This is a genomic window from Rothia aerolata, assembly GCF_014635585.1.
Lineage (GTDB): Bacteria > Actinomycetota > Actinomycetes > Actinomycetales > Micrococcaceae > Rothia > Rothia aerolata.
Genome location: NZ_BMDC01000002.1, coordinates 310,436 through 333,000, shown reverse-complemented (window position 1 = coordinate 333,000; position 22,565 = coordinate 310,436). Strand labels below are relative to the sequence as shown.

Genomic DNA, 22,565 nt, shown 5'->3' with positions numbered 1-22,565 from the left:
TCGATAAAAATTAGAACAAATGTTTGGTTTTTCACCGCAAGTCCCTTAATCTTGTGTCTAAGACCTCTTATAGGGCGGAAAGCAATGTTCGAATATTTCCTTCGAATATCAGTCTGCACCGGGGGTATGACAAAATAAGCCGATTTTTGACAGGGGTACCCGTGAACCGAGCAACAGACCACGCCAGCGAGGGCGCGAAATCAGCTAAGCGGCGCCCACTGACCGCGCGTCAGGAAAAAATTCTCACTGCTATTTCAGAAGCGATTGAGACCCGCGGCTACCCACCTTCCATGCGTGAAATCGGCGATATAGTGGGCTTAGCCTCCCTCTCTTCGGTTACCCATCAGCTCTGTCGGCTGGAGGAAATGGGCTACATCCGTAAGGATCCCAAGCGGCCTCGCGCCATTGAGGTGCTCTCAGACGAGCCGGAAGATTCGCAGGCGAGTTCGCCCAAAACAGCAGAAGTAATTCAGCTGCCCCAGTTCGAGCAGACCTCCGATGATTTTGCGGTGGTTCCCCTGGTGGGCCGCATTGCTGCCGGTGGCCCCATTACCGCCGAGCAGTCGGTGGAAGACGTTATGACCCTGCCCCGCCAGATCGTGGGTCAGGGTGAACTCTTTATGCTGCGGGTCAAGGGCGACTCAATGGTCGATGCTGCAATTTGCGACGGCGACTGGGTGGTGGTTCGCACCCAGCACACCGCCAATAACGGAGATATCGTGGCAGCCCTGCTCGACGATGAAGCTACCGTCAAGACCTTCCGCCAACGCGACGGGCACACCTGGTTGCTTCCGCAGAACACCCAGTATGAACCGATTCTGGGCGACCACGCCACCATCATGGGCAAGGTGGTCTCTGTTCTGCGCTCCCTCTAAAGTTCTGCTACCTCAAAAGAAAAATCCCGGTTCCTCCTCAAGGAACCGGGATTTTTCTATGCCTCAACGCTCTGAGCCAGGCGTTGAAGAGCGCCCAGTACGACGTCGGTGCGCTGGGTCGTCCAGAAGGGCGGCATGGCTTTGACAATATAGTTGCCGTAGCGCTGGGTTGCGATACGGGAATCCAGAATTGCCACCACGCCCCGGTCTCCCACCGACCGAATCAAACGCCCTGCTCCCTGGGCCATACGAATGGCAGCGTGGTAGGCAGAGACCGCCATAAAGCCGTTACCGCCGTTCTGGGCCACGGCCCGGGTGCGGGCTGCTGAAAGCGGATCATCGGGGCGGGGAAAGGGAATTCTATCCATCATCACCAGCCGGCAGGAGTCACCGGGCACGTCTACTCCCTGCCAGAGGCTCATGGTGCCAAAGAGGCAGGAATTGGTGTCTTCGCTGAACTCCTTGACCAGGGCGCGGAGGGAGGACTCCCCCTGTACCAGGATGTTGAAGTCTGTTTTCTCCCGGACGTATTCGGCGGCCAGCTCCGCAGCTCGACGCGAGGAAAACAGGCCCAGGGCGCCCCCGTTGGAGGCAGTGACCAGTTCTACCACCCGGTCAAGCTGCTGCTCAGAGATACCGCGCCCCGGCTTGGGCAAATCGGCAGCCAGGTAGAGCACCCCCTGCTTGGGATAGTCGAAGGGTGAGCCAACGTCAATGCCCTCCCAGCGCGGAGCACCTGAACCCACCAGACCAAGGGCTCCGGCGGCGGCGTCAAAGGACTCTCCCACCGTCAGAGTCGCGGAAGTCAGCACCACCGTGCGGTCTTCAAACAGTCCCTCCCGCAGGCGGGAGGCAACGGACAGCGGGGCGACGTGCAGGGTTGCCGGGTCTGTATCAGCGGCAGCCACATAGCCCTTACCCGGCTCCCAGGAACCGGCACGGGAGACCCACACGACCTCGTATTTTTCATCGGCGGCCAGCATTCTCTCCGCCAGTTCAAGAATCTCGGTCAGCCGGGCTCGAGCCATCTGACGACCGGCGTCGGCGTCCTTAGAATCCGACTTGGTGTCAGAGAGAGCCGCTCGGGCGGCGTCGCGAACAGAATCCATAGCCACGGCAACCTTCTCAGGCAGACCCCGCGGTAAAAGCTCTGAGGGAACGCCGTCGAGGGCATTATCCAGGGCGCGCCCAGCCTGTTCCAGGGGCTCATGGTTAGCCTTGGTATGCTTACGCACCGAGCGGGCTGCCGCGGTGATCATAACGGGTGAGAGGGCACCGGTAACAGCCCCGGTCACGCGGTCGGCGAGCTCGTGGGCCTCGTCGATAATGGCAATATCGTGCTGGGGCAAAACCCCGATTCCTTCAAAGGCATTAATAGCCAGCAGGGCGTGATTGGTAATCACGATGTCAGATTCTGCCGCCCGTTCCCGGGCCAGCTCCGAAAAGCAAGACTCCACCAGGGGGCATTTCTTGCCCAGGCACTCTGAGGCCGAGACCGACACCTGCCGCCAGGCACGGTCAGAAACACCGGGCATCAGCTCATCGCGGTCGCCGGTATCGGTGGTCTCCGCCCACTTTCTCAGGCGGATGATCTCCTCACCCAGGCGGCCTGTTTCGCCGCCGGGCGCCACGTTGAAAAGAGTCTCCTGCTCGTCTTCGGGGTAGCCTCCCTCAATCTTGTGCAGGCAGACATAGTTGTTGCGGCCCTTGAGAATAGCAACCTCGGTCTCAGCCTCGGGGGCTTCCCCCAGAGAGTCCAGCAAGCGAGGTATATCTCGATTCACAATCTGAGACTGCAGGGCCAGGGTCGCCGTCGCTACAATAATGGGCTTCTCGCTGGTCTGGGCATAGTGCAGGGCAGGAACCAGGTAGCCCAGCGACTTACCGGTGCCCGTTCCCGCCTGTACCAGCAGGTGGCGGTCAAGTTCGAGAGCCTGGGCCACGTGGGCGGCCATGGCTCGCTGACCGGGACGCCGCTGGCCTCCCGACTCTTCCACCACCGAATCCAACAGCTTCAGTACCGGCTGGGCCCCCGACAGGGTCTCCGGCTCATCGCCGGTCAGTACAGCGGCGGCGCCCTGCGGTCTGTCTCCCGGTACCGGCTGACTCATGAGCGGCTCGTTTCAACGGCACCCGCCTCAACCGCGGCGTCGATTTCGGGCTGGAGAATCTTAAGTAGCTCTTCGCTGAGGTTGAACTCGCTCAGCTCCGAAGCCACCTCATCGCGCACCAGGGCGTGCACATAGGTGCCGTCGGAGACAAAGGCGGTGGAAAGAATCTCGGCGTCCCACTGGTGCAGGCGGGAGACCACCTCGCCGTGGGAGTAGGGAATAAGCAGGTTCAGCTCAATGGAGGGCCGCGGAATCATATCCGAAATCATCTGTTTCAGATCGTCGATCCCCTCACCGGTACGGGCAGAAACCACCACGGTATTCTGCTCCCGCTGGCGCACCCGCTCAATCACAAAGGAGTCAGCGGCATCGGCCTTATTCAGGGCAATAATCTCGGGGATGTTAGCGGCATCAACCTCAGCCAGCACCTCGCGCACCGCCTTAATCTGGCCCTCAGGGTCGGGGTGGGAGCCATCGACCACGTGAACAATCAGGTCTGCATCTGCCACCTCTTCCAGGGTGGAGCGGAAAGCCTCCACCAGCTGGGTGGGTAGCGAACGCACAAACCCCACGGTGTCGGAGAGAGTGTAACCCACGCCGTCGGGGGTCTCGGCCTTGCGCACGGTGGGGTCGAGGGTTGCGAAGAGGGCGTTTTCTACCAGGACGCCGGCGTCGGTAAGTCGGTTGAGCAGGGAGGACTTTCCCGCGTTAGTGTAGCCGGCAATAGCCACCGAGGGAACCCGGTTGCGCTTGCGGTTGAGGCGCTTGGTTTCTCGCGCCGGTGCCATCTGGGCAATCTCGCGACGCAGCTTAGCCATGCGGGCGCGCAGACGGCGGCGGTCAAGCTCAATCTTGGTTTCACCGGGGCCGCGGGAACCGATACCCTCACCACCGGCTGCCCGGCCACCTGCCTGGCGAGACAGGGACTCACCCCAACCGCGCAGACGCGGCAGCATGTATTCGAGCTGGGCCAGCTCAACCTGGGCCTTACCCTCGCGGGACTTGGCGTGCTGGGCGAAAATATCGAGAATCAGGGCGGTGCGGTCAATGACCTTGACCTTCACAATATCTTCGAGGGCGCGGCGCTGGGAGGGGGCTAGTTCGGAGTCAACAATCACGGTGTCGGCTCCGGAAGCGGAGACAATATCCTTGAGTTCCAGAGCCTTGCCGGAGCCTAAGAAAGTGCCGGGGTCGGGTTTGAGGCGGCGCTGAACAATGCCGTCGAGCACCTCGGAACCGGCAGTTTCTGCCAGGGCTGCCAGCTCGCGCAGGGAGTTTTCTGCCTCTTCAACGGTGCCTTCGGTCCACAGTCCCGCCAGAACCACCCGTTCCAGACGAAGCTGGCGGTACTCGACTTCGGTCACGTCTTCAAGCTCGGTAGAGAGCCCCGCAACACGGCGCAGGGCTCGACGGTCGGCCAGGTCTTCCTGCTCGCCGTCGAAGACAGAATGTTCCTGGGGGTTGTCGGAGAGCTCACGGGCGCGCTCGTCCAAGACGCTGTGGGAGGACGGCGCTGCAGCGGCACGCCCCAGAACGCGGTCTACGGTTTCGCGGAGCAGTTCATCGCTGGGAGTCTTGCCTTCGCCGATGCTGTGATCCTTAGTGCTCAAAAGGGCCTTTCTTTGCCTGCTGGTCGATTCATTCCAGTCTACCGGTCTGCCACCGTACAGGGGCGCCTTTTCTCTCAGCTTTGGGTGAAGCAGCCGGGCTCATCTTCGGTAGACTTGTTTTTCATGGCGCAAGAGCATTATTTTTCTTCAACCCCCGATACTGAATTCAAGCCCAAGCCGGTGCAGGTAGAACTCGCCGGGCGGAAGGTGACCGTGCAGACGGCGTCGGGAATCTTCAGCCCCGCGGGAATCGACAAGGGCACAGCAATCCTACTCGATGAGGCGCCGGAGCCGGAGGGCCAGACCGTGCTGGATATTGGCACCGGCTGGGGGCCGATTACCCTGACGCTGGCGATGAAGCTACCGGACGCGCGGGTGGTGGGCGTTGAGGTCAACGAGCGGTCTGCGCAACTGACCAGGCTCAACGCTCAAGCCCTGGGCCTGACCAATGTGGAGGTTTCTGCCCCCGATCAGGTGGATGCCGAGCTGAGGTTCGATACCATCTGGTCTAACCCGCCGATTCGAGTGGGCAAGGATGTGCTGCACGAGATTCTGCGCACCTGGATTCCCCGCCTGAATTCGGGAGGGCGCGCCTACCTGGTAGTTCAGAAGAACCTGGGCTCTGACTCCCTACAGAAGTGGCTGGGCCAGGAGCTGGAGCGGTTGCAGCCGGGCGAATTCGAGGTGGGCAGGTACGCCACGAGTAAGGGCTTCCGCATCCTGGAGGTGAAGCGGGGCTAGCTTGCCTAGACCAGCACCACTTTGCCAACCATCTCGGCTGGTCCTGCCAGAACCACGTGCTCCAACTCGTCGGGGCCCAGCACGAAGGTCACTGCTAGGGTGCCACCGGGCACATAGACCAACCATTCGTCGGGAGCATCTTCTCCGCCCCAGAAACGGGTGGCGGCTGCTGCGGCGCAGGCGCCGGTTCCGCAAGAGAGGGTCTCCCCCACGCCACGTTCGTGAACCCTCATGCGGATTGCGCCGATGGTGGTTTCGCCGGTCTCGGCGATGGTGTCTTCGATTTCTTCGGTGACAACGAATTCTACGTTGGTGCCCTCGGGCGGGGTGGGGGTCACCTTGGGGGCGGTTTCCAGACCCAGCCCGTCTAGTTTGCCGTCGCTGCCCAGCATAACTACGGTGTGGGGGTTGCCCATGGTGATAGATAGCGCCGGGCGGGGCGTGTGCAGGCCGCGAGCGCTCACCGTCGCGTCGGATCCGTTTTCGCGGGCGGCGTCGCCGTCAATAAAGCCCCAGGGGCCCATGTCGATAGCGTAGCCGGTTTCGGTTTTGCCCACGGTTTTGATTCCGGCGCGGGTTCCGATTTGTACGCGCTCGCCCTCTGCGAGGTCGATGAGTTTTTCGGTAACCAGGTATTCCACGAAAGCGCGCACGCCGTTGCCGCACATTTCAGAGATTGAGCCGTCGGCATTGCGGTAGTCCATGAACCACTGGTCATCGGCGCCCTCGACGCCGGGGTTGATTGCCGAGGTCTTTGCCGCGCGAATAAAGCCGTCTGCTCCAATGCCGAAATGACGGTCGCAGACAGCGGCTACCAGCTCGGGAGTGAGGTCGAGCTGGGTATCGGGGTCGGTGACGAACACGAAGTCGTTGCCGGTGCCGTGGCCTTTGGTGAGGGATACTCCGGTGAGGTCTCCCCACCGATTCTGCTGTTCTGTCATGTTCTCTCAGTTCTTTTGGGGTCTTGGTTTTAGCCTACCGGAATAACAAGAGGGCAGAAGAAATAATTTCAAGCTTCAGTTGTGTTTCAGCTGTCCTAAACTCTGATTCGAGCTACAGGTCTTCAGTTCTATAGAGGGTATAGCCCTCGTAGTAGTAGGAGGCATCGATGCCCTTGAAGAAAGAGGAATCGCTCACGTCTTCTGTGAGGTGGTTTTGAAGCAGGTATTTAAGTTCCCCTGTTGCCACGTGGCTGCGCATCATGGCGTTGAGGTATTCCTCTTTGTCGATCGAGTTCCAATCCACCACCTTGCCCAGCTGGTGGTGGAACATACAGTCCAGCCACAGTCTCATGGACCTCCCGTTACCCTCGCGGAAGGGATGGGCAACGTTCATATCCGCATACTTATCAACGATTTGGTCAAAGGTGGTGTGGGGTAGCTGGTCGATGTAGGTGAGGGACTGCTCTAGAAAGATACGCGGGGCAAACTGAAAATCATTTTTAGCTATATTGGCCTCCCGCATCTTTCCTGCAAAGTCATAGATGTCTTCAAAAAGATAGGCGTGGATTCCAGCGAGCCCCTGATAGGTCCCCACTTCGAACTGGAAAAGTTTACCGGTTTCAAACAGTTCTTTGGCGCGTTTTTTCGTGAGCTTTTCTTCTTCGCGGGCAAGTTCTGCCACCGAGGTCAGGCCCAGCTTGTTGTCAAGAACCATCTTCGCCCCTTTCCTCGAGCTGAGCTTCTGAAGCTGAGATGATCTTCAGGGTCTGCTGTAGCTTGTTCTGCGACTCAAAATCAATCCAGTGAACGCGCTCATCGGCGCTAAACCAGGTAATCTGACGGCGGGCAAACTGGCGGGTTGCCACGGTGGTGTCTTCGATGGCCTGCTCCATCGAATAAGCCTCTTCGCCCACACCGCGTTGAGAATCCAAAACCTTTAGAAACTCCCGGTAGCCAATCGCCCGAGAAGCGGTTTTTCCCTCGCGTAACCCCTGCTTTTCCAGGGCTTCGACCTCCTGTAGCAAACCTGCCTCCGCCATAGCCACCACCCGCGCATGCAGGCGCTCGTGCAGTACCTCACGGGAGCCGTTGAGACCAATCTGAAGGGCCGGCTGCACATAGTTGCGCTGGGGCATGAAGGAGGAAAAGGGCCGCCCCGTGACCTCCCAGACCTCCAGCGCCCGCACCAGACGACGCTCGTCCTTAATCCGCTGGGCCGAGTCAGGGTCAACCTCAGCTAGCCGATTCAGCAGGACGCCGCGGCCCCGCTCTGCGAGCTCAGCCTCCAACCGCGCGCGTACGGCGGGGTCGGTGTCGGGAAACTCCAGGTGATCCAGGGCGGCCCGCACGTAGAGCCCAGAGCCGCCCACCAGAATGGGATAGTGGCCGCGAGCGCGCACCTGGTCGAAGAGCTCCCTGGCCTGCTGCTGAAAGACAGCTACAGATGCCTCGTCGCGCACGTCCATGATGTCGAGCAGGTGGTGGGGCACCCCGCGCATTTCTTCCGCGGTGATCTTAGCGGTGCCGATATCCATGCCGCGATAAAACTGCATGGAATCAGCGTTAATGCACTCCCCGCCCAGTTCAAGGGCGAGGTCTATCGCCAAATCAGACTTGCCGGTTCCGGTGGGGCCGACCACCGAGATAATCGGAAGCGTCATTTGGCGCGCAGGGTCGGGAAGCCCAGGTTCACGGTGCCACCGGAGACCTGGGTGGTGCCGGTACCGCAGGAATCAGCCTGGGAACGGTCCCAGGCATCACCGGCGCGGGACCGGCGCACCGAGTACTGCTCGGCGGTGGGGTCTGAGAGCAGGTGGAAGGAACCGGCCTCGGTAATGGGCAGGGTCACGAAATCACCGGGCCGGGGAGTCTCAGCGCCCTCGGGCACCGAGAAATGCACCAAGCGCATGTCCTGGGTACGGCCCGCCAAGCGGTGGGTCTGCTCGGCCTTACGACCTGATTCCGCCACCACCATGAGCTCAACGGTCTTACCCAGCTGCTTGCGATTCTCCTCACCAGCAATGCGATCTTGCAGGGCAATCAAACGCTCGTAGCGCTCCTGCACAACCTCCTTGGGAACCTGGTTCTCCATGGTTGCCGCCGGAGTGCCGGGGCGGATTGAGTACTGGAAGGTAAAGGCCGAGGAGAAGCGGGACTCTTCGACCACCCGCATGGTCTCTTGGAAGTCCTCTTCAGTTTCGCCGGGAAAGCCCACAATAATATCGGTGGTAATCGCCGCATCGGGCATCTTCTCGCGCACCTTCTCCAAGATTCCAAGGAACTTCTTGGAGCGGTAGGAGCGCTTCATGTCTTTGAGCACCTTATCGGAGCCAGACTGCAGGGGCATATGCAGCACGGGCATCACGTTGGGGGTCTCTGCCATGGCATCAATGACGTCGTCGGTGAACATGGCGGGGTGGGGCGAGGTAAAGCGCACCCGCTCCAGGCCCTCAATCTCACCGCAGGCGCGCAGCAGCTTGGAGAAAGCCTGGCGGTCGCCAAACTCCACACCGTAGGAGTTCACGTTCTGGCCCAGCAGCGTGACCTCCACCGCGCCGTCGTCCACCAGCGCCTGAACCTCAGCCAGAATATCGCCGGGACGGCGGTCTTTCTCTTTACCGCGCAGAGAGGGCACAATGCAGAAGGTGCAGGTATTGTTGCAGCCCACCGAAATCGAGACCCAGCCCGAGTAGACGTGATCGCGCTTGGTGGGCAGGGTGGAGGGAAAGACCTCCAAAGACTCCAGCAGCTCAGCCTGGGCCTCATGGTTATGGCGAGCCCGCTCTAGCAGGGTGGGTAGGGAGCCGATGTTGTGGGTACCAAAGACCACATCAACCCAGGGGGCCTTTTTCAGAATGGTGTCCTGATCTTTCTGCGCCAGGCAGCCACCCACGGCAATCTGCATACCCTCGCGCTCGCGCTTAATGGGGGCCAGCATGCCCAGGTTACCGTAGAGCTTATTGTCGGCGTTCTCGCGCACCGCGCAGGTGTTAAAGACCACCAGGTCGGCGGTTTCGCCCTCTTCGACGGGCACATAGCCGGAAGCCTCCAACAGGCCAGACATACGCTCGGAATCGTGCACGTTCATCTGACAACCAAAAGTGCGAACCTCGTAGGTACGGGCTTCGGTTGCAGTCTCGGTCTCATGTTCAGAAAGATTCAAAGTCACCTATTCAGGGTACTAGATAGGCGATAATGGCACTATGCCTGATTCCCGCTCAGCCGCTGGTTTTTCCTCACGTTCTGCGTCTTTTTCCCCGGGAGAATTAGTTGATTCGGCAATTTCTTCCTATACGGTTCGCCCCGCAGATTCGCCGGTAGATACGGTCAAGTTCCGCTCGCTGCTCGCCGGAATGCTCTCTTCTTTATCGCAGCACCTGCCCTCTTTTACCCCGGTGTCCCTCTGCCTCCTCTCAGCGGGAATGAGGTCGGTGGTACTTCGGGTTTCCTCCCCCGATTCTTCGGTGATTCTCAAGTACTTCCGCCGCCGCGACTCCGCCACTAACTCGGGTGGTTTTGGCTATCTGCGAGAAAAACACGGGCTGGTTGCCCTCAACTCTTTGGTGCCGGGTTCTTACTCTTCTTTGCTTTTCTCCGACGATTCCGCCCGCCTTCTCTGCCTCGAAGACGTGACGGGCACTCCCCTGGTTGTTTTCGACTCTGTTCGCTTTGAGGGGCAGGACGGCGCCCTGACGGCTTCTGCTGTCTCCGCCTGGATTTACTTTTGGGCGGGGCTGCTGTCTTCTGATAGACAGGGCGTTTCCAGCCCGGTTCTGGCTGATTTTTCAGCGCGGATTGCTGCCGCAGATCCGCGGGCTCATTCTCCGGGCTCGCTGACCTCCCCGGCGCTGGCCCTGAAAGGGCTCCACCGTCTAGCAGCCGATGAAGGTGTAGCAGAAGATTCTGCTGAGTTTGCCCACTGGGTAGCACAGGTGGAGTCTGTTATTTCTCCGCCGCCAGCTTCTCTGGTACTCACCTCTGGTGATTTCTCGCCCCACAACCTGCTCATCTACCACGACAGGGTACGAGGCTTTGATGCTGAGGGTACCTCGCTCCACCACCGTTTTCTGCCCCTTGCCGAGTTTCTTCTGGGATTCCCTTCGGCTCCCCTTTATCCCACCTATACCTCTCATTTTTCAGAAAAAGAGTGGCTAGCTTGGGCACAGGATTTCTACGAACGGATCTCCCCCACCCCGTTCTCCAACCTGCTGAACGATCCTCAGGTGGCCGCCGCCGTCCTCACAGTTCGCGCAATTCTGGCGGAACAGACCGGCCGCTAGGTTACTGCTGTCCGAAGCTACTTGGCCGCGAGAGTCACTGGTGCAGAAAAGCTGTTTCCGGCGGCAAATTTGAAGCCTAAAACAGCATTTCTGCACCATTCACCCCTAGTGGGTGCGCCCGACTACCTCGCCGGCCTGCACCGTAAAGTCCCAGGAGATACCGTTCTTGGTGAGTACCTCATGGCGGATTTCATCGGGCATTGTAAAAGACTTATCGGCGTACCCCAACAGATACTCGTCAAAGGCAGGCAGTTCGTAGCTACGGTCTAGAGCATCTGTCAGTTCCGCCTCGGTGACATCAAGCTGCCAAGCCGGTACAAAATACTCTGTCTCGCCAATCTTCATTTTCTGAGAATTCCTCGCTGTTTCCAGCGCCTTCTTGCAATCGCGTTTTGTCAAGTAGGCCCACCAGGATAGGTCTTCCACCAGAACGGGGCCGTGGCCGTTGAGGTAGCGGGTAGCAAGTTCAGCCAGCGCATCGTTCTCAGCTACGTAACGCTGTTCTACCCGCAGACGGTCGACATGCACAAAGGTCTCATAACGGCCCGCCGGCACAGACTGAACAATATCGCCAAAGCCACCCACAGCACGCAGAAGATGGGGCCCGCGGCCCTCTTTCGGATTGAGCCCAGCCTCGGCAAACAGCTCATAGGCCTGGGCTCGAGGTAAGACTTCGCCCACCGGCAGGTTCAGCAAATACTCTTCTAAAGAGCTGGTTGCCGAGACTAGACTCTCAGGGTCAATTCCCAAACCGGCTCGGCGTTTCGCCGCCGCATTCTCCACCCTGGGTGAGCACAGGCGCATGAGCCAGCGCGCTTCTGTTGCCGCAAGAAAGTGCAAGGTACCCCGCATGGGCCAGGCCCGCACAATCTCATGGTTTTCTACAGATTTAAGTACCTCGGCAACGGTCTGTTCAGGATTTTCGGCGAAGTCGCTACCGTTATTGATTCGCTGCGCGATAGCACGAATGCCCGCCTTATAGGTTTGGCCTTGCAGGGCCAGAAGATGCTCAATCACGCTTTTCGGGCTCTCAAGCTCTGGCCTGGCAGCAGACTGCGCTAGCCCCTGAGCAATGAGCCTACGTGCCTGAAGTTCTTGCCGCGCGGTAAAAGATGCGACCATATGAATCCCCTAAAAATAGTCAAAGCCCTGCTCAGATGACTCTAGATTATTCTCCTCGATAAAACGGTCGATTTCTTCTTTGACCACGGAAAAAGCCATCGACGGGGGAAAACCCTTGCGACCCAACGTTCCCACCAGCCGGCGCATAATTTTGTCGCGTTCTTTACGGTCTGAAAAGTTCATACTCAACCGCAATTTTTTCCGCACCAGCTCGTGGGCATCAGAACGCTCGTCTTCATCGCTTCGCTGTTCCAGGGCGGTCTCGGCCAGTTCCCCGGTCACACCTTTTTGCGCCAATTCCCTGCGAATCGCCGACTTGGAGAGCTTCTTAAAATCTGCCCGCTGCCGCACATACATCTGCGCAAATTCCTCATCGTTGACGAGCTTGGCGGCCTCAAAGCGATCGAGAATATCGGCGGCGGTTTCCTCGCTAATTTCTTTCTCCGCCAGCTTTTTCTCTAGCTGGGCACGGGACTTCGCCGAGGCAGCCAGCTGGTTGAGCACAATGTTCTTTGCCCGACTAAATTCAGACTCGGGCTCCTTGGGCGCTCGCCTGCCACCCCTGCCAGATTCCGGCCGGGTTCCCAGCCCCTGAATCAGGGCAGCTTCGAACTCGTCGCTGGCTCCTGTCTCGGCCAGGCGGCTGCCCTCAGAGAACATGAGGTCTTTTGCGGGTTTCTGCCGCCTGTGCGACTCCCGCCCCTCTTCTGCCTGGACGCCGCCCAGGGCGGGTGCAAAAGGCGACTTGGCGAGTGCTTGGGCGCTTGGTTTGCGAAACCCTTTTTTATAGCCCCGCTGGGCCCTAGACCTGCGAGCCCTGCCGCGGGAATCAGCCCTGTCTGAGGCTTTGGTGGAGGAAGTATCGGCTTCTGCCCCCGCATCGGCTGCTGGCTTAGCCCTGCCCGTATAGGGTGTGCCAGTCTGCTGAGAAAGTGCAGAAGAGACAGTAACTCCGGGAAAGTCCTCGGTCTCGCCCAGGGCAGCGGGGTGCCAGGCCGGGAATTCTTCCTTGTCTTCCATCTTCTTTCCTTTCCCTATTCCTCAAAGTCTACGTGCTGAATACGCAGAAACGGATATGAGTTTCGGGGTACTCATATCCGTTTCAAACCGTGAAGTTTATTCAAAGGTCTCAAAGACAGCACGAGAGTGCCTGGCCAACTGGAATCGGGGCTGGTGTCTAAGGGAGGTTGGCCAGCACTCTCGTGCTGGATACACCACCTTTTGAATAAACTGCTACCAACAGGCTAGAACTTAGAAGTTCTCGCTGACAGCATCCAGCGGATCGATCTCCTCGCTGAACTCATCAGCAATATCTTCTGCGGAATCGGGCTTGTCTGCATCTTCATCTTCAATAATGCCCAGCTTGACCAGGGTCTTGTACTTGATTTCCTCGGCCAGCTCGGGGTTGTCTTTGAGGAAGCGGCGTACGTTTTCCTTGCCCTGCCCCAGCTGGTCGCCCTCGTAGGTAAACCAGGCGCCGGACTTCTTCACAATTCCGTTTTCAACGCCCATGTCAATGATGCCGCCCTCAACCGAGATTCCCTCGCCGTAGAGAATATCGAACTCTGCCTGCTTGAAGGGCGGAGCCATCTTGTTTTTGACGATCTTGGCGCGGGTGCGGTTGCCGATGGGGTTAGCGCCGTCTTTGAGGGTCTCAATGCGGCGAATGTCGATGCGGACCGAAGCGTAGAACTTCAGCGCCTTACCACCGGTGGTGGTTTCGGGCGAGCCGAAGAAGACGCCGATTTTCTCGCGCAGCTGGTTAATGAAGATTGCGGTGGTGCCGGTCTGAGAAAGGCGGCCGGTAATCTTACGCAGGGCCTGGGACATGAGGCGAGCCTGTAGACCCACGTGGGAATCCCCCATCTCACCCTCGATTTCAGCGCGGGGTACCAGCGCAGCCACCGAGTCAACCACCACAATGTCAACGGAGCCGGAGCCCACCAGCATGTCCATGATTTCCAGCGCCTGCTCACCGGTATCGGGCTGGGAAACCAGCAGGGCATCGGTATCAACGCCCAGCTTGGCAGCATAGACGGGATCCAGGGCGTGTTCAGCATCGATGAAGGCAGCAATACCGCCCGCCTTCTGCACGTTAGCTACCGCGTGCAGGGCAACGGTGGTTTTACCGGAAGACTCAGGGCCGTAGACCTCAATCACGCGGCCACGGGGCAGACCACCAATACCCAGGGCGGCATCAAGAGACAGGGCGCCGGTTGAGATGGTCTCAACCTTCACGGCCTCTTTATCGCCCAGGCGCATCACTGCACCCTTACCGTAGTTTTTATCGATCTGCGCCATTACTGCTTCGAGCGCTTTTTCGCGGCCCTCTTCAGATACGCGGCCAACCTGCTGGTTGTTACGAGCTTTAGCTGCCATTGTTTTTACCTCACTCTAAACCCAAGTGGAAAGAACTTTCACAACCACAGTAGGGGTAGCGACTGACAAAATAAGGCGATTTTTCGAATCTGTGGATAAATTCGCCAAATTTCTTCGATTATTGGTCTCTGTGTACAGAGCTTACCGGTATTCGAACATGTTTTCTAGTTTAATCCACAGTTTCGCAGATTTTTTAGAACACCGGTAGAACACGCCTAGGATTTGGGGGCAATATCCGGGCCAAAACGGCGAGACTCAGGAAGTTCCTGAGTATCACAAACTGCCCACCAGACATCACGTACCGGCACTCCGCTCTCCAGCGCCTGGAGCACCGTCATATTGTCACACTGGCCCAGCACCAAATCCCGTGCCAGAACCCGCGAATACGCTTCACCAAACTCATACTCCATGGCATACCAGAATTCACTCAGTTTCATGCACCCTCCTCACATATTCAAGCACAAACAAAAATTGCGCACCGGCTCAGAGCCGGTGCGCAACCCTCTAAATCTTTACGGGACTAGCGTGACTGGGCCAGGGGCTCAGCGCCGGGAATATCCTTAGAGGAGGTTGCGGCGATACCGTATTCACGCTTGAACTGCTCAGAAAATTCGGTAGGAACAGTGTCGGGAACATTGATGCCCTCTTCAACTGCCATGCGGTCTGAGACCTCGCGGAGCATCTTAGAGAGTGAAATATCCAGTGCCTCGCAGATAGATGCCAGAAGCTCCGATGAAGCCTCCTTCTGACCACGCTCGACCTCACTCAGGTAGCCCAGCGAAACGCGGGCGGAGTGAGAGACCTCGCGCAGAGTGCGACCCTGGCGCTGGCGGACATCACGGAGCACCTCACCAATAGCATGGCGAAGAAGGATTTCCTTCTGCTCATGGGGTGCAGGCGCAGTTTTTGCGGACTGACCCACATCCTTCCAACGGACGACACCGTTCACGGATACGGGCTGCTTAGTCATTTTTATACCTAACTCCTGGTATTCAGTCGCCCCGGCTATCTGCCGAGAGCGGTTTTCATTAGCCTAACCTATTTCGGTTGATACGCAAGCTTTCTTTTATCTTGTGTCACTCTGTGACGTACCACCACACCCGTGGCCGTCTCAACCGGTAACTCAAGGCTTGCATACTATATAACAGCAGGAACCTGTGTTTTCATTCCCCTTTTTCCCCAATTATTTCTGAACATTTGCTGGGAACTTGGTAAACAGCTTAGGCGTCTGCAATCTCGCGGTAAAGAATCTGTAGGGCATCGAAAGTGGCCTGCTGGCGAATATCCTGCCGGTCTCCCTCATAGTTTTTCTCCACGACCCGAGCCCCGGCGGGGCCATACACGCCGATGTAGACCCTGCCCACCGGCTTACCGTCGTGGGGTTCCGGTCCCGCGGCTCCGGTGGTTGCGATTCCAAAGTCAGCCCCGCAGATAACCGCGGTGCGCTCGGCCATAGCAGAAGCGACGTCCGGGTCAACAGAACCCCGCTCAGCCAGGAGCTCGCCCGAAACCCCCAGCACCGACTCTTTCACCGAGGAGGCATAGGAGATCACCCCGCCCAGGTAAACCGCCGAGGCACCGGCAATCGAGCAGATCGCCTCCCCCAGCATTCCGCCGGTCAGCGACTCTGCTGAAGCGATAGTTGCCCCCTGCCGGGTAGCCAGCGCCACCAGCGGTGCAGCGGCGCGCACGGGATCCTGCTCCACTACAACAATCGGGTTGGTTTCGGTTGACTCGGCCATGGTTACTCCTCATCGAGTTCGGCTATAGGCGGAGCTTAGAAAACAAAAGCTCCCTCCCATTCAACTATGGGAGGGAGCCTCAAGTAAAGGTCTAGGAGCCGTTTTTCGCCAGGTAGTCCCGGCGCAGTTCAGCAGCCTTCTTCACGTAGTCCAGGCCGGTCAGCACGGTAATTACCACCACCGCCGCCATCACCACGTAGCCGGGAACCAGCGCCCAGCTACCCAGCTGCCCCAGGGGCGCCACCAGCAGCACCAGGGCCACGGTCTGAAGCACGGTCTTGAGTTTGCCACCCTTACCGGCAGCCATTACCCCGTAGCGAATCACAAAGAAACGCATGATGGTAATGCCCCACTCGCGCACCAGAATCACGATGGTGACCCACCACCACAGCTCCCCCAGCATTGAGAGCAACACAAAGGCAGCGCCGGTGAGCAGCTTGTCTGCAATCGGGTCAGCAATCTTACCGAAGCTGGTAATCAGGTTGCGCGATCGCGCGATGGAACCGTCGAGCCAGTCGGTGATCATCGCCAGAATGAAGACCGCCAGAGCCCACCAGCGGGCGGCCAGCGAGTCATCGCCCAGGGGCCCGCCCACCCACATGAGCCAGATGAAAACCGGCACCATCAGAATACGGATGCTGGTCAAAACGTTGGGTAGGTTCCAGTTTGAAGCAGTCTGAGTTTCACTCATGATCGTGCCTTTCTTCTCTTATCTCTACCCTATCGCCCGGTGAGGTTCCAGGCATCTTCTGACTCCTCGGTGTCGGCGGAATCGTAGTAGTCAACGGCTACTTCGCCGCTCTCGGCTAGCGGATCTGAGGACGGCGCTGCGGCGGCTGCCGCCGGTGCCGGCGGCTCTTCGCCGCGAATCCGGGCCAGGGCAGCGGGCAGGTCTTCGGGGGTCACCAGCACGTCGCGGGCCTTGGATCCCTCGGAGGGGCCCACGATTTCGCGGGATTCCATCAGGTCCATGAGGCGGCCCGCCTTGGCGAAGCCCACGCGCAGCTTACGTTGCAGCATGGAGGTGGAACCGAACTGGGTGGTAATCACCAGTTCAGCCGCGCGCAGCAGGTCGTCGAGATCGTCTCCGATGTCCTCGTCAATCTTCTTCTTTTCAGCTGCCTGGAAAACGTCTTCCTTGTAGACCGCCGGCATCTGGGTCTTCACGTGCTCCACGATCTCGTGAATCTCAGATTCACCCACCCAGGCGCCCTGAACACGCATGGGCTTGGAGGCACCCATGGGCAGGAAGAGCGCATCGCCCTGGCCGATGAGCTTTTCAGCACCGGGCTGGTCGAGCACCACGCGGGAGTCGGTGACAGATGAGGTGGCGAAGGCAAGGCGGGAGGGCACGTTGGCCTTAATCAGACCGGTCACCACGTCTACCGAGGGGCGCTGGGTTGCCAGCACCAGGTGGATACCGGCAGCACGCGCCAGCTGGGTAATGCGAACAATCGACTCTTCAACATCGCGGGGAGCCACCAGCATGAGGTCCGCCAGCTCGTCCACGATCACCAGCAGGTAGGGGTAGGCCTTAATCTTGCGCTGGGAGCCGGGGTCGGGCTGAATCTTGCCCGCCTTGACCGCCTTGTTGAAGTCATCAATGTGCTTGTAGCCATAGTGGGCTAGGTCGTCGTAGCGGGCGTCCATCTCCCGCACCACCCACTGCAGCGCCTCGGCTGCCTTCTTGGGGTTGGTGATAATGGGGGTAATCAGGTGCGGAATGCCCTCGTAGGCGGTCAGTTCCACGCGCTTGGGGTCCACCATCACCATGCGCACCTGGTCGGGGGTGGAACGCATGAGAATCGAGGTAATCATCGAGTTCACGAAGGAGGACTTACCGGCACCGGTTGCACCTGCCACCAGCATGTGAGGCATCTTGGCCAGGTTGGCCAGCACGAAGCCGCCCTCAACGTCCTTACCCACGCCCATAATCATGGGGTGGCTATTCTGGTGGGCTTGCGGCGAGCGCAGCACATCGCCCAGCGAAACGGTCTCGCGGTCGGTATTGGGAATCTCAATGCCGATGGCCGACTTACCGGGAATGGGCGAGAGAATACGCACGTCAGCGCTTGCCACCGCGTAGGAGATGTTCTTTGACAGGGCGGTAACTCGCTCCACCTTGGTACCGGGGCCCAGCTCAATTTCGTAGCGGGTCACGGTGGGTCCGCGGGAGAAGCCGGTGACTTCGGCGTCTACGTTGAACTGCTCCAGCACGTTGGTCAGAGCCTCGACCACCTGCTCGTTGACCTCGGAGGATTCCTTGGCGGGCGGGCCTGCCTCCAGCATGGATTCCTCGGGGAGCTCGTAGCTGCCGGTCGAGGATTCCACTACCTGCGCCGGGCGCGGATCATTGGTCTGCGCGGTCACGGTGTTGTTGGCGATGGTTCGGGGCGCAGCCGGGGCAGGCTGAGATTCAGGACGCCGCTGGGGCTGCTCGCTTGCCGCCGGCGAGCTCGGGGGCGGGGCAGCAGGGGCTGCCGGTGCCGGAAAGAAGGTCTCGGCGGCGGTGGAAGAATCAGCCACCACGGCGTCATCCTCAGTCTCTGCACCGTCAGGAATAGCCTCGGGCTCGGGCAGGCGGCCGTACTGGGCGGCGGCGTTCTGCGCCTGGGCCAGTCGCTGGGCCGGAGCATCACTCTCAGCGTAGAAAGTCGAGTCAGCTGCACTATCTTCTGCCGCGGTCTGCTCGTACTGGCCCTGGTCAAAGAGCTCACCGCGTTTGCGCTTCTTCTCGGTGCGCGACTTCTTGCCCCGGGCCGGGGCCATCACATCAAAGGCCTGGGTGTCGGTCTTCTCCCGCCGGTTCTTCCTCCGGGAACCGGCAACAACGGAACCGGCAGAGCCAGATTCAGCGGGCAGGTGCTCCTCGTAAATCTCATAATCCTCAGAGAGCAGGGCGGTCTCAAAGGCCTCGTCGCCGTCATAGCGGTCGAGGCGACGATCGTCCTTCTGAGAACGACCAAAACCCAGCCAGGCCAGCAGGCCGCCGCGCTGCTTGGGTTCGGCAGGCAACTCGTCATCGTAGAGGTAGCTACGGTCGTGGTGTTCGGAATCAGAAATCCGATCAAAATCGCGGGAGGAAGAGGAATCAGCCTGCGGCCGGGCAGGGGACTCTCCCAGCAAGATACCCATAATGTGCACGGTCTTGGGCCAGATATGACGGATGGGGGTTTTGGTGGCAATGAGCAGGCCAATCAAAAACACCAGGGCAATGAGCAACCATTCAAAGAAGCTGATGCCGCCCACCAGACGCTGGGCGGGGGCACCAAGAATCAGCCCCACCATGCCACCGCCAGACCAGACCGCTTCAAAACCGCCCGCCAGAGTGGGGTAACCGGCCAGCTTGGCGCCCAGCATAGAGAAGGCAATCACCATCACCAGCAGGCCTAAAGCAATGCGGTTGTTATCGTGTACCGCCAGCGGATGCCGGAAAATTCTCAGCGAAAAAATCAGGCAGAAGATGGGAATTACCAGGGCCGCCTGGCCGAAGGTTCCACCCACCGCCACGTGCCAGGCACGAACGGGCCACTCAATCCAGGAATAGGTATCGGCGGTGCGCCAGGCCCACCACTCCACTCCGGCAGTAATGAGCCCAAAGACCAGCACGAGCAGGGCGCCGCCGTCCCTACGGTCTTCCGGGGCAAGGTCGGTGCGCAGGTGACCCATGCGGCGCACAGCAGCACCGACGGTGTGGGCCAGGCTCACCCAGGTGCCCACAATCAGGCGGGCGAACCAGTTGGGCTGAGTCTCATTAACAGCTGTAGCACCGGCCCTCTTACGGGTTCCGGTGCTGCGGTTTCCTGCCGCTTTCGAGGTGGTTTTCTTCTTGGTACCGGCCTTGGATGTACCGGCTCGGTTAGATGAGCTTCGTGGTGCCATACTTCCCGTAATATCAAGGTCAGGCGGAGACCCTCAAGTTTTACTTGAAGGGTCTCCGCGTGATCAGGTGAACGTTATAAGTTTAAACTTTATGTTTAACTTAGCCCTTAGTTCTCAGTTTCGGTAGGGTTTTCCACCACAACCGGAATAATCATGGGCTTGCGGCGCAGGCGACGGGCCACCCAGGCGCCGATGGTACGGCGCACGATCTGCTGAAGCTGGTGGGTGGTGTGAATCTTGGACGGCGCCTGGTGCAGGGCGTCCTCGAGCGCTGCGGCAATCTTGGGGGTAATGTCGTCGAAGACCGAATCGGCTTCTGCAATACCTCGGGCGTGAATGTCGGGGCCGGAGACAACCCGCTTGGTTTCGCGGTCAATCACGGTCACAATCGATACGAAGCCCTCCTCGCCCAGCACGCGGCGATCCTTGAGGTCGTCCTCGGTGATTTCGCCGACCGAGCGGCCGTCCACATAGACGTAGTCACACTTAACCTGGCCCACGATTTCTGCCTTACCGTCGCGCAGATCCACCACGGTACCGCCCTCCGCCAGAATCACATTCTCAGCGGGAATTCCGGTTTCCATAGCCAGGTTACCGTTGGCCAGCAGGTGGCGAACCTCGCCGTGCACCGGCATCACGTTCTTAGGCTGGAGAATGTTGTAGCAGTAGAGCAGCTCGCCCGCGGCAGCGTGGCCGGAGACGTGCACCTTGGCATTGCCCTTGTGCACCACGTCGGCACCGAGCTTCAGCAGGGCGTTGATCACGCGGAAGACCGATGTTTCGTTACCGGGAATCAGCGAGGAAGCAAGAACAATGGTATCGCCCTCTTCCACCTGAATCTTGTGGTCGCCAGATGCCATACGCGACAGCGCAGCCATGGGCTCGCCCTGGGAGCCGGTGCACATCATCACGATTTCATCGGGGCGGTAGTTATCAATCTTCTTCAAATCCACCAGGGTGTTCTCGGGGACATCGAGGTAGCCCAGCTTCTCGGCGATGGTCATGTTGCGCACCATCGAGCGACCCACCAGCACCACCTTGCGGCCGCGTTCGTGGGCGGCGTCCAGCACCTGCTGAACGCGGTGCACATGGGATGAGAAGGAGGCCACGATAATGCGCTGCTTGGCGTCGCGGAAGACGTTGGAGAGCACCTTACCGATGTTCTTCTCGGTGGGGGTGAAACCGGGAACCTCAGCGTTGGTGGAATCGGGTAGGAAGAGGTCAATGCCCTCCTCCCCCAGGCGCGCAAAGTGGCGCAGGTCGGTCAGGCGACCGTCGAGGGGCAGCTGGTCCATCTTGAAGTCGCCGGTGTGCAGCACCTTACCGGCGGGGGTACGCAGGAATACTGCCAGCGCATCGGGAATGGAGTGGTTGACCGCCACGAACTCGCACTCGAAGGGGCCGAAGGTCTCCACCTGGCCTTCCTTGACGGTGAGGGTGTAGGGTTTGATGCGGTGCTCGGCCAGCTTAGCCTCGATCAACGCCAGGGTGAGTTCGGAGCCGATCAGGGGAATGTCAGGACGACGCTTGAGCAGGTAGGGCACGGCGCCGATATGGTCTTCGTGGCCGTGGGTCAGCACCACAGCAACAATATCGTTGAGGCGATCCTTGATGTAGTTCAGATCGGGCAGAATCAAGTCAACGCCGGGCTGAGATTCTTCGGGAAAGAGCACGCCGCAGTCAACCACCAGCAGCTTGCCGTTGATTTCGTAGACGGTCATGTTACGGCCGACTTCGCCCAGACCACCCAGCGGTACCACGCGCAGGGTATCTTTTTTCAGTTTTCTGGGCATCCGTAGCTCAGATTCAATAATTGCCATCGAGGGCCTTTCTTTTCACGGTAAAAGCGAGCTCACGAACCTCCCATATCTATGGTTCGTGAGCCCGCTTCACCAGCTTTTTCTTATCTATCGAATGAGGGTGTCTGCCACCACCGAGTTTTCAAGGTCTGCTCGAATGAGCGCCTCTTCTTCGGTGGTAGGTTCCACGTGCGGCAGGCGAACGAAAGCTGAGTCCAGCTTTCCCTGCCAGGAAAGAATTTTCTTTGCGGAGACGCAACCGGGAACGCGGGTCATAGTTGCGGCTACCACGGGGGCAAGCTTGAGGTGAAGCTCCTGGGCGCGGGCCAAATCCTGGCCAACAGTAGCGTCAATTAGCTGGCGGAAGAGCTCGGGTGCCACGTGGGTGGTCACACCCACCAGACCAACAGCTCCCATGCTCAGCCAGGGAAGGGTCAAGCCGTCGTCCCCCGAGTAGAACTGCAGGTCGGTAGCTGCCATGACCTCGGTTGCCGCACCAAAGTCTGCCTTGGCGTCTTTGACCGCCACAATATTCTTGTGTTCCGCCAGAGCCTTGTAGGTATCGGGCTGGATGGGAATACCGGCACGGCCGGGAATGTCGTAGAGCATCACGGGGGTCTCGGCGGCATCGGCCACCGCAGTGAAGTGGGCCTTCAGGCCAGCCTGGGTGGGCTTGTTGTAGTAGGGAGTCACCACCAGCAGACCGTCAACGCCAACGCCCTCTGCCAGCTTAGTCAGGTGCAGGGTGTGGGCGGTATCGTTGGAGCCAACCCCGGCAACAATCTTTGCCTTCTGACCCACCGCTTCTTTAACGATGCGGAAAACCTGTTCGTTTTCCTCATCGGTCATGGTGGAGTACTCACCGGTGGTACCGCAGACAATCAGGCCGTCATGGCCGCGAGCCACCAAATCTTCTGCCAGCTCGGCGGTCTTCTGCTCATCCACAGCACCGTCTGATGTGAAGGGAGTAACCATAGCGGTGAGCAAACGGCCAAAGATGGGGTCTGCAAAAGTACCTTTAGTGTTTCGTGATGACTCAGACATATTCAAAAGCCTACCCGGTTTATCAGTGTTTCGCCGTAT

The 22,565-nt window shown here is 59.2% G+C and carries 19 protein-coding genes; 3 read left to right on the top strand and 16 right to left on the bottom strand.

Annotated elements, in window-relative coordinates; all coding sequences use genetic code 11:
* Positions 1-161 precede the first annotated feature (161 nt).
* Positions 162-875: a transcriptional repressor LexA gene (gene lexA, locus IEV00_RS07690; protein WP_188359763.1), complete on the top strand. Its 714-nt coding sequence runs from the start codon at positions 162-164 to the stop codon at positions 873-875.
* 56 nt (positions 876-931) lie between these two features.
* Here the strand turns inward: lexA and IEV00_RS07685 are convergent, their stop codons facing one another.
* Together IEV00_RS07685 and hflX are read right to left on the bottom strand one after the other, a co-directional pair.
* A complete protein-coding gene (locus IEV00_RS07685; RefSeq protein ID WP_188359762.1) occupies positions 932-2,986 on the bottom strand; it encodes an ATP-dependent DNA helicase in 2,055 nt (684 codons plus the stop codon).
* On the bottom strand, positions 2,983-4,596 hold the full coding sequence (gene hflX / locus IEV00_RS07680; RefSeq protein WP_188359761.1) for a GTPase HflX: 1,614 nt from the start codon (positions 4,594-4,596) through the stop codon (positions 2,983-2,985). Before hflX ends, IEV00_RS07685 begins: the two co-directional genes overlap by 4 nt.
* A 123-nt stretch (positions 4,597-4,719) precedes the next feature.
* Here hflX and IEV00_RS07675 point away from each other — a divergent pair, with 123 nt between their 5' ends.
* Positions 4,720-5,337 (top strand): class I SAM-dependent methyltransferase, encoded by a 618-nt coding sequence (locus tag IEV00_RS07675; protein ID WP_188359760.1) that lies wholly within the window; start codon positions 4,720-4,722, stop codon positions 5,335-5,337.
* 5 nt (positions 5,338-5,342) lie between these two features.
* Here IEV00_RS07675 and dapF read toward each other — a convergent pair whose 3' ends face one another.
* From dapF to miaB, 4 genes are all read right to left on the bottom strand, one after another.
* Positions 5,343-6,278 (bottom strand): diaminopimelate epimerase, encoded by a 936-nt coding sequence (dapF, locus tag IEV00_RS07670; protein ID WP_188359759.1) that lies wholly within the window; start codon positions 6,276-6,278, stop codon positions 5,343-5,345.
* Between the two features lie 112 nt (positions 6,279-6,390).
* Positions 6,391-6,993 carry a protein adenylyltransferase Fic gene (gene fic / locus IEV00_RS07665; protein WP_188359758.1) on the bottom strand — a complete coding sequence of 201 codons (603 nt, stop codon included), beginning with the start codon at positions 6,991-6,993 and terminating at the stop codon, positions 6,391-6,393.
* Entirely contained in the window at positions 6,983-7,939 is a 957-nt protein-coding gene (miaA, locus tag IEV00_RS07660; RefSeq protein WP_188359757.1) for a tRNA (adenosine(37)-N6)-dimethylallyltransferase MiaA, read from the bottom strand. The genes fic and miaA overlap by 11 nt, the downstream gene beginning before the upstream one ends.
* The gene (gene miaB, locus IEV00_RS07655; protein WP_188359756.1) at positions 7,936-9,441 is read right to left on the bottom strand and encodes a tRNA (N6-isopentenyl adenosine(37)-C2)-methylthiotransferase MiaB; all 1,506 of its coding nucleotides are present in this window, start codon (positions 9,439-9,441) and stop codon (positions 7,936-7,938) included. The genes miaA and miaB overlap by 4 nt, the downstream gene beginning before the upstream one ends.
* A gap of 40 nt (positions 9,442-9,481) precedes the next feature.
* On the opposite strand from miaB, the gene IEV00_RS07650 reads away from it, so the two are divergent.
* Positions 9,482-10,558: a hypothetical protein gene (locus tag IEV00_RS07650; RefSeq protein WP_188359755.1), complete on the top strand. Its 1,077-nt coding sequence runs from the start codon at positions 9,482-9,484 to the stop codon at positions 10,556-10,558.
* Between the two features lie 105 nt (positions 10,559-10,663).
* Here IEV00_RS07650 and IEV00_RS07645 read toward each other — a convergent pair whose 3' ends face one another.
* The 10 genes from IEV00_RS07645 to dapA form a co-directional block, all read right to left on the bottom strand.
* The gene (locus IEV00_RS07645; protein ID WP_188359754.1) at positions 10,664-11,680 is read right to left on the bottom strand and encodes a DNA glycosylase AlkZ-like family protein; all 1,017 of its coding nucleotides are present in this window, start codon (positions 11,678-11,680) and stop codon (positions 10,664-10,666) included.
* 9 nt (positions 11,681-11,689) lie between these two features.
* Positions 11,690-12,700, bottom strand: coding sequence for a regulatory protein RecX (locus IEV00_RS11150; protein WP_229723135.1), 1,011 nt, complete (start codon positions 12,698-12,700; stop codon positions 11,690-11,692).
* A 231-nt stretch (positions 12,701-12,931) separates the two neighbouring features.
* Positions 12,932-14,059 (bottom strand): recombinase RecA, encoded by a 1,128-nt coding sequence (recA, locus tag IEV00_RS07635; protein ID WP_188359753.1) that lies wholly within the window; start codon positions 14,057-14,059, stop codon positions 12,932-12,934.
* Positions 14,060-14,274: 215 nt separating this feature from the next.
* Positions 14,275-14,496, bottom strand: a complete 222-nt coding sequence (locus tag IEV00_RS07630; protein ID WP_188359752.1) for a DUF3046 domain-containing protein — start codon at positions 14,494-14,496, stop codon at positions 14,275-14,277.
* An 83-nt stretch (positions 14,497-14,579) separates the two neighbouring features.
* Positions 14,580-15,029 carry a helix-turn-helix domain-containing protein gene (locus IEV00_RS07625; protein WP_188359751.1) on the bottom strand — a complete coding sequence of 150 codons (450 nt, stop codon included), beginning with the start codon at positions 15,027-15,029 and terminating at the stop codon, positions 14,580-14,582.
* Positions 15,030-15,279: 250 nt separating this feature from the next.
* A complete protein-coding gene (locus IEV00_RS07620; protein WP_188359750.1) occupies positions 15,280-15,801 on the bottom strand; it encodes a CinA family protein in 522 nt (173 codons plus the stop codon).
* Between the two features lie 91 nt (positions 15,802-15,892).
* Positions 15,893-16,492 carry a CDP-diacylglycerol--glycerol-3-phosphate 3-phosphatidyltransferase gene (gene pgsA / locus IEV00_RS07615; RefSeq protein ID WP_188359749.1) on the bottom strand — a complete coding sequence of 200 codons (600 nt, stop codon included), beginning with the start codon at positions 16,490-16,492 and terminating at the stop codon, positions 15,893-15,895.
* A gap of 29 nt (positions 16,493-16,521) precedes the next feature.
* Positions 16,522-19,683 carry an FtsK/SpoIIIE family DNA translocase gene (locus IEV00_RS07610; RefSeq protein WP_188359748.1) on the bottom strand — a complete coding sequence of 1,054 codons (3,162 nt, stop codon included), beginning with the start codon at positions 19,681-19,683 and terminating at the stop codon, positions 16,522-16,524.
* 107 nt (positions 19,684-19,790) lie between these two features.
* A complete protein-coding gene (locus IEV00_RS07605; protein ID WP_188359747.1) occupies positions 19,791-21,503 on the bottom strand; it encodes a ribonuclease J in 1,713 nt (570 codons plus the stop codon).
* An 87-nt stretch (positions 21,504-21,590) separates the two neighbouring features.
* On the bottom strand, positions 21,591-22,526 hold the full coding sequence (dapA, locus tag IEV00_RS07600; RefSeq protein ID WP_188359746.1) for a 4-hydroxy-tetrahydrodipicolinate synthase: 936 nt from the start codon (positions 22,524-22,526) through the stop codon (positions 21,591-21,593).
* Positions 22,527-22,565 lie beyond the last annotated feature (39 nt).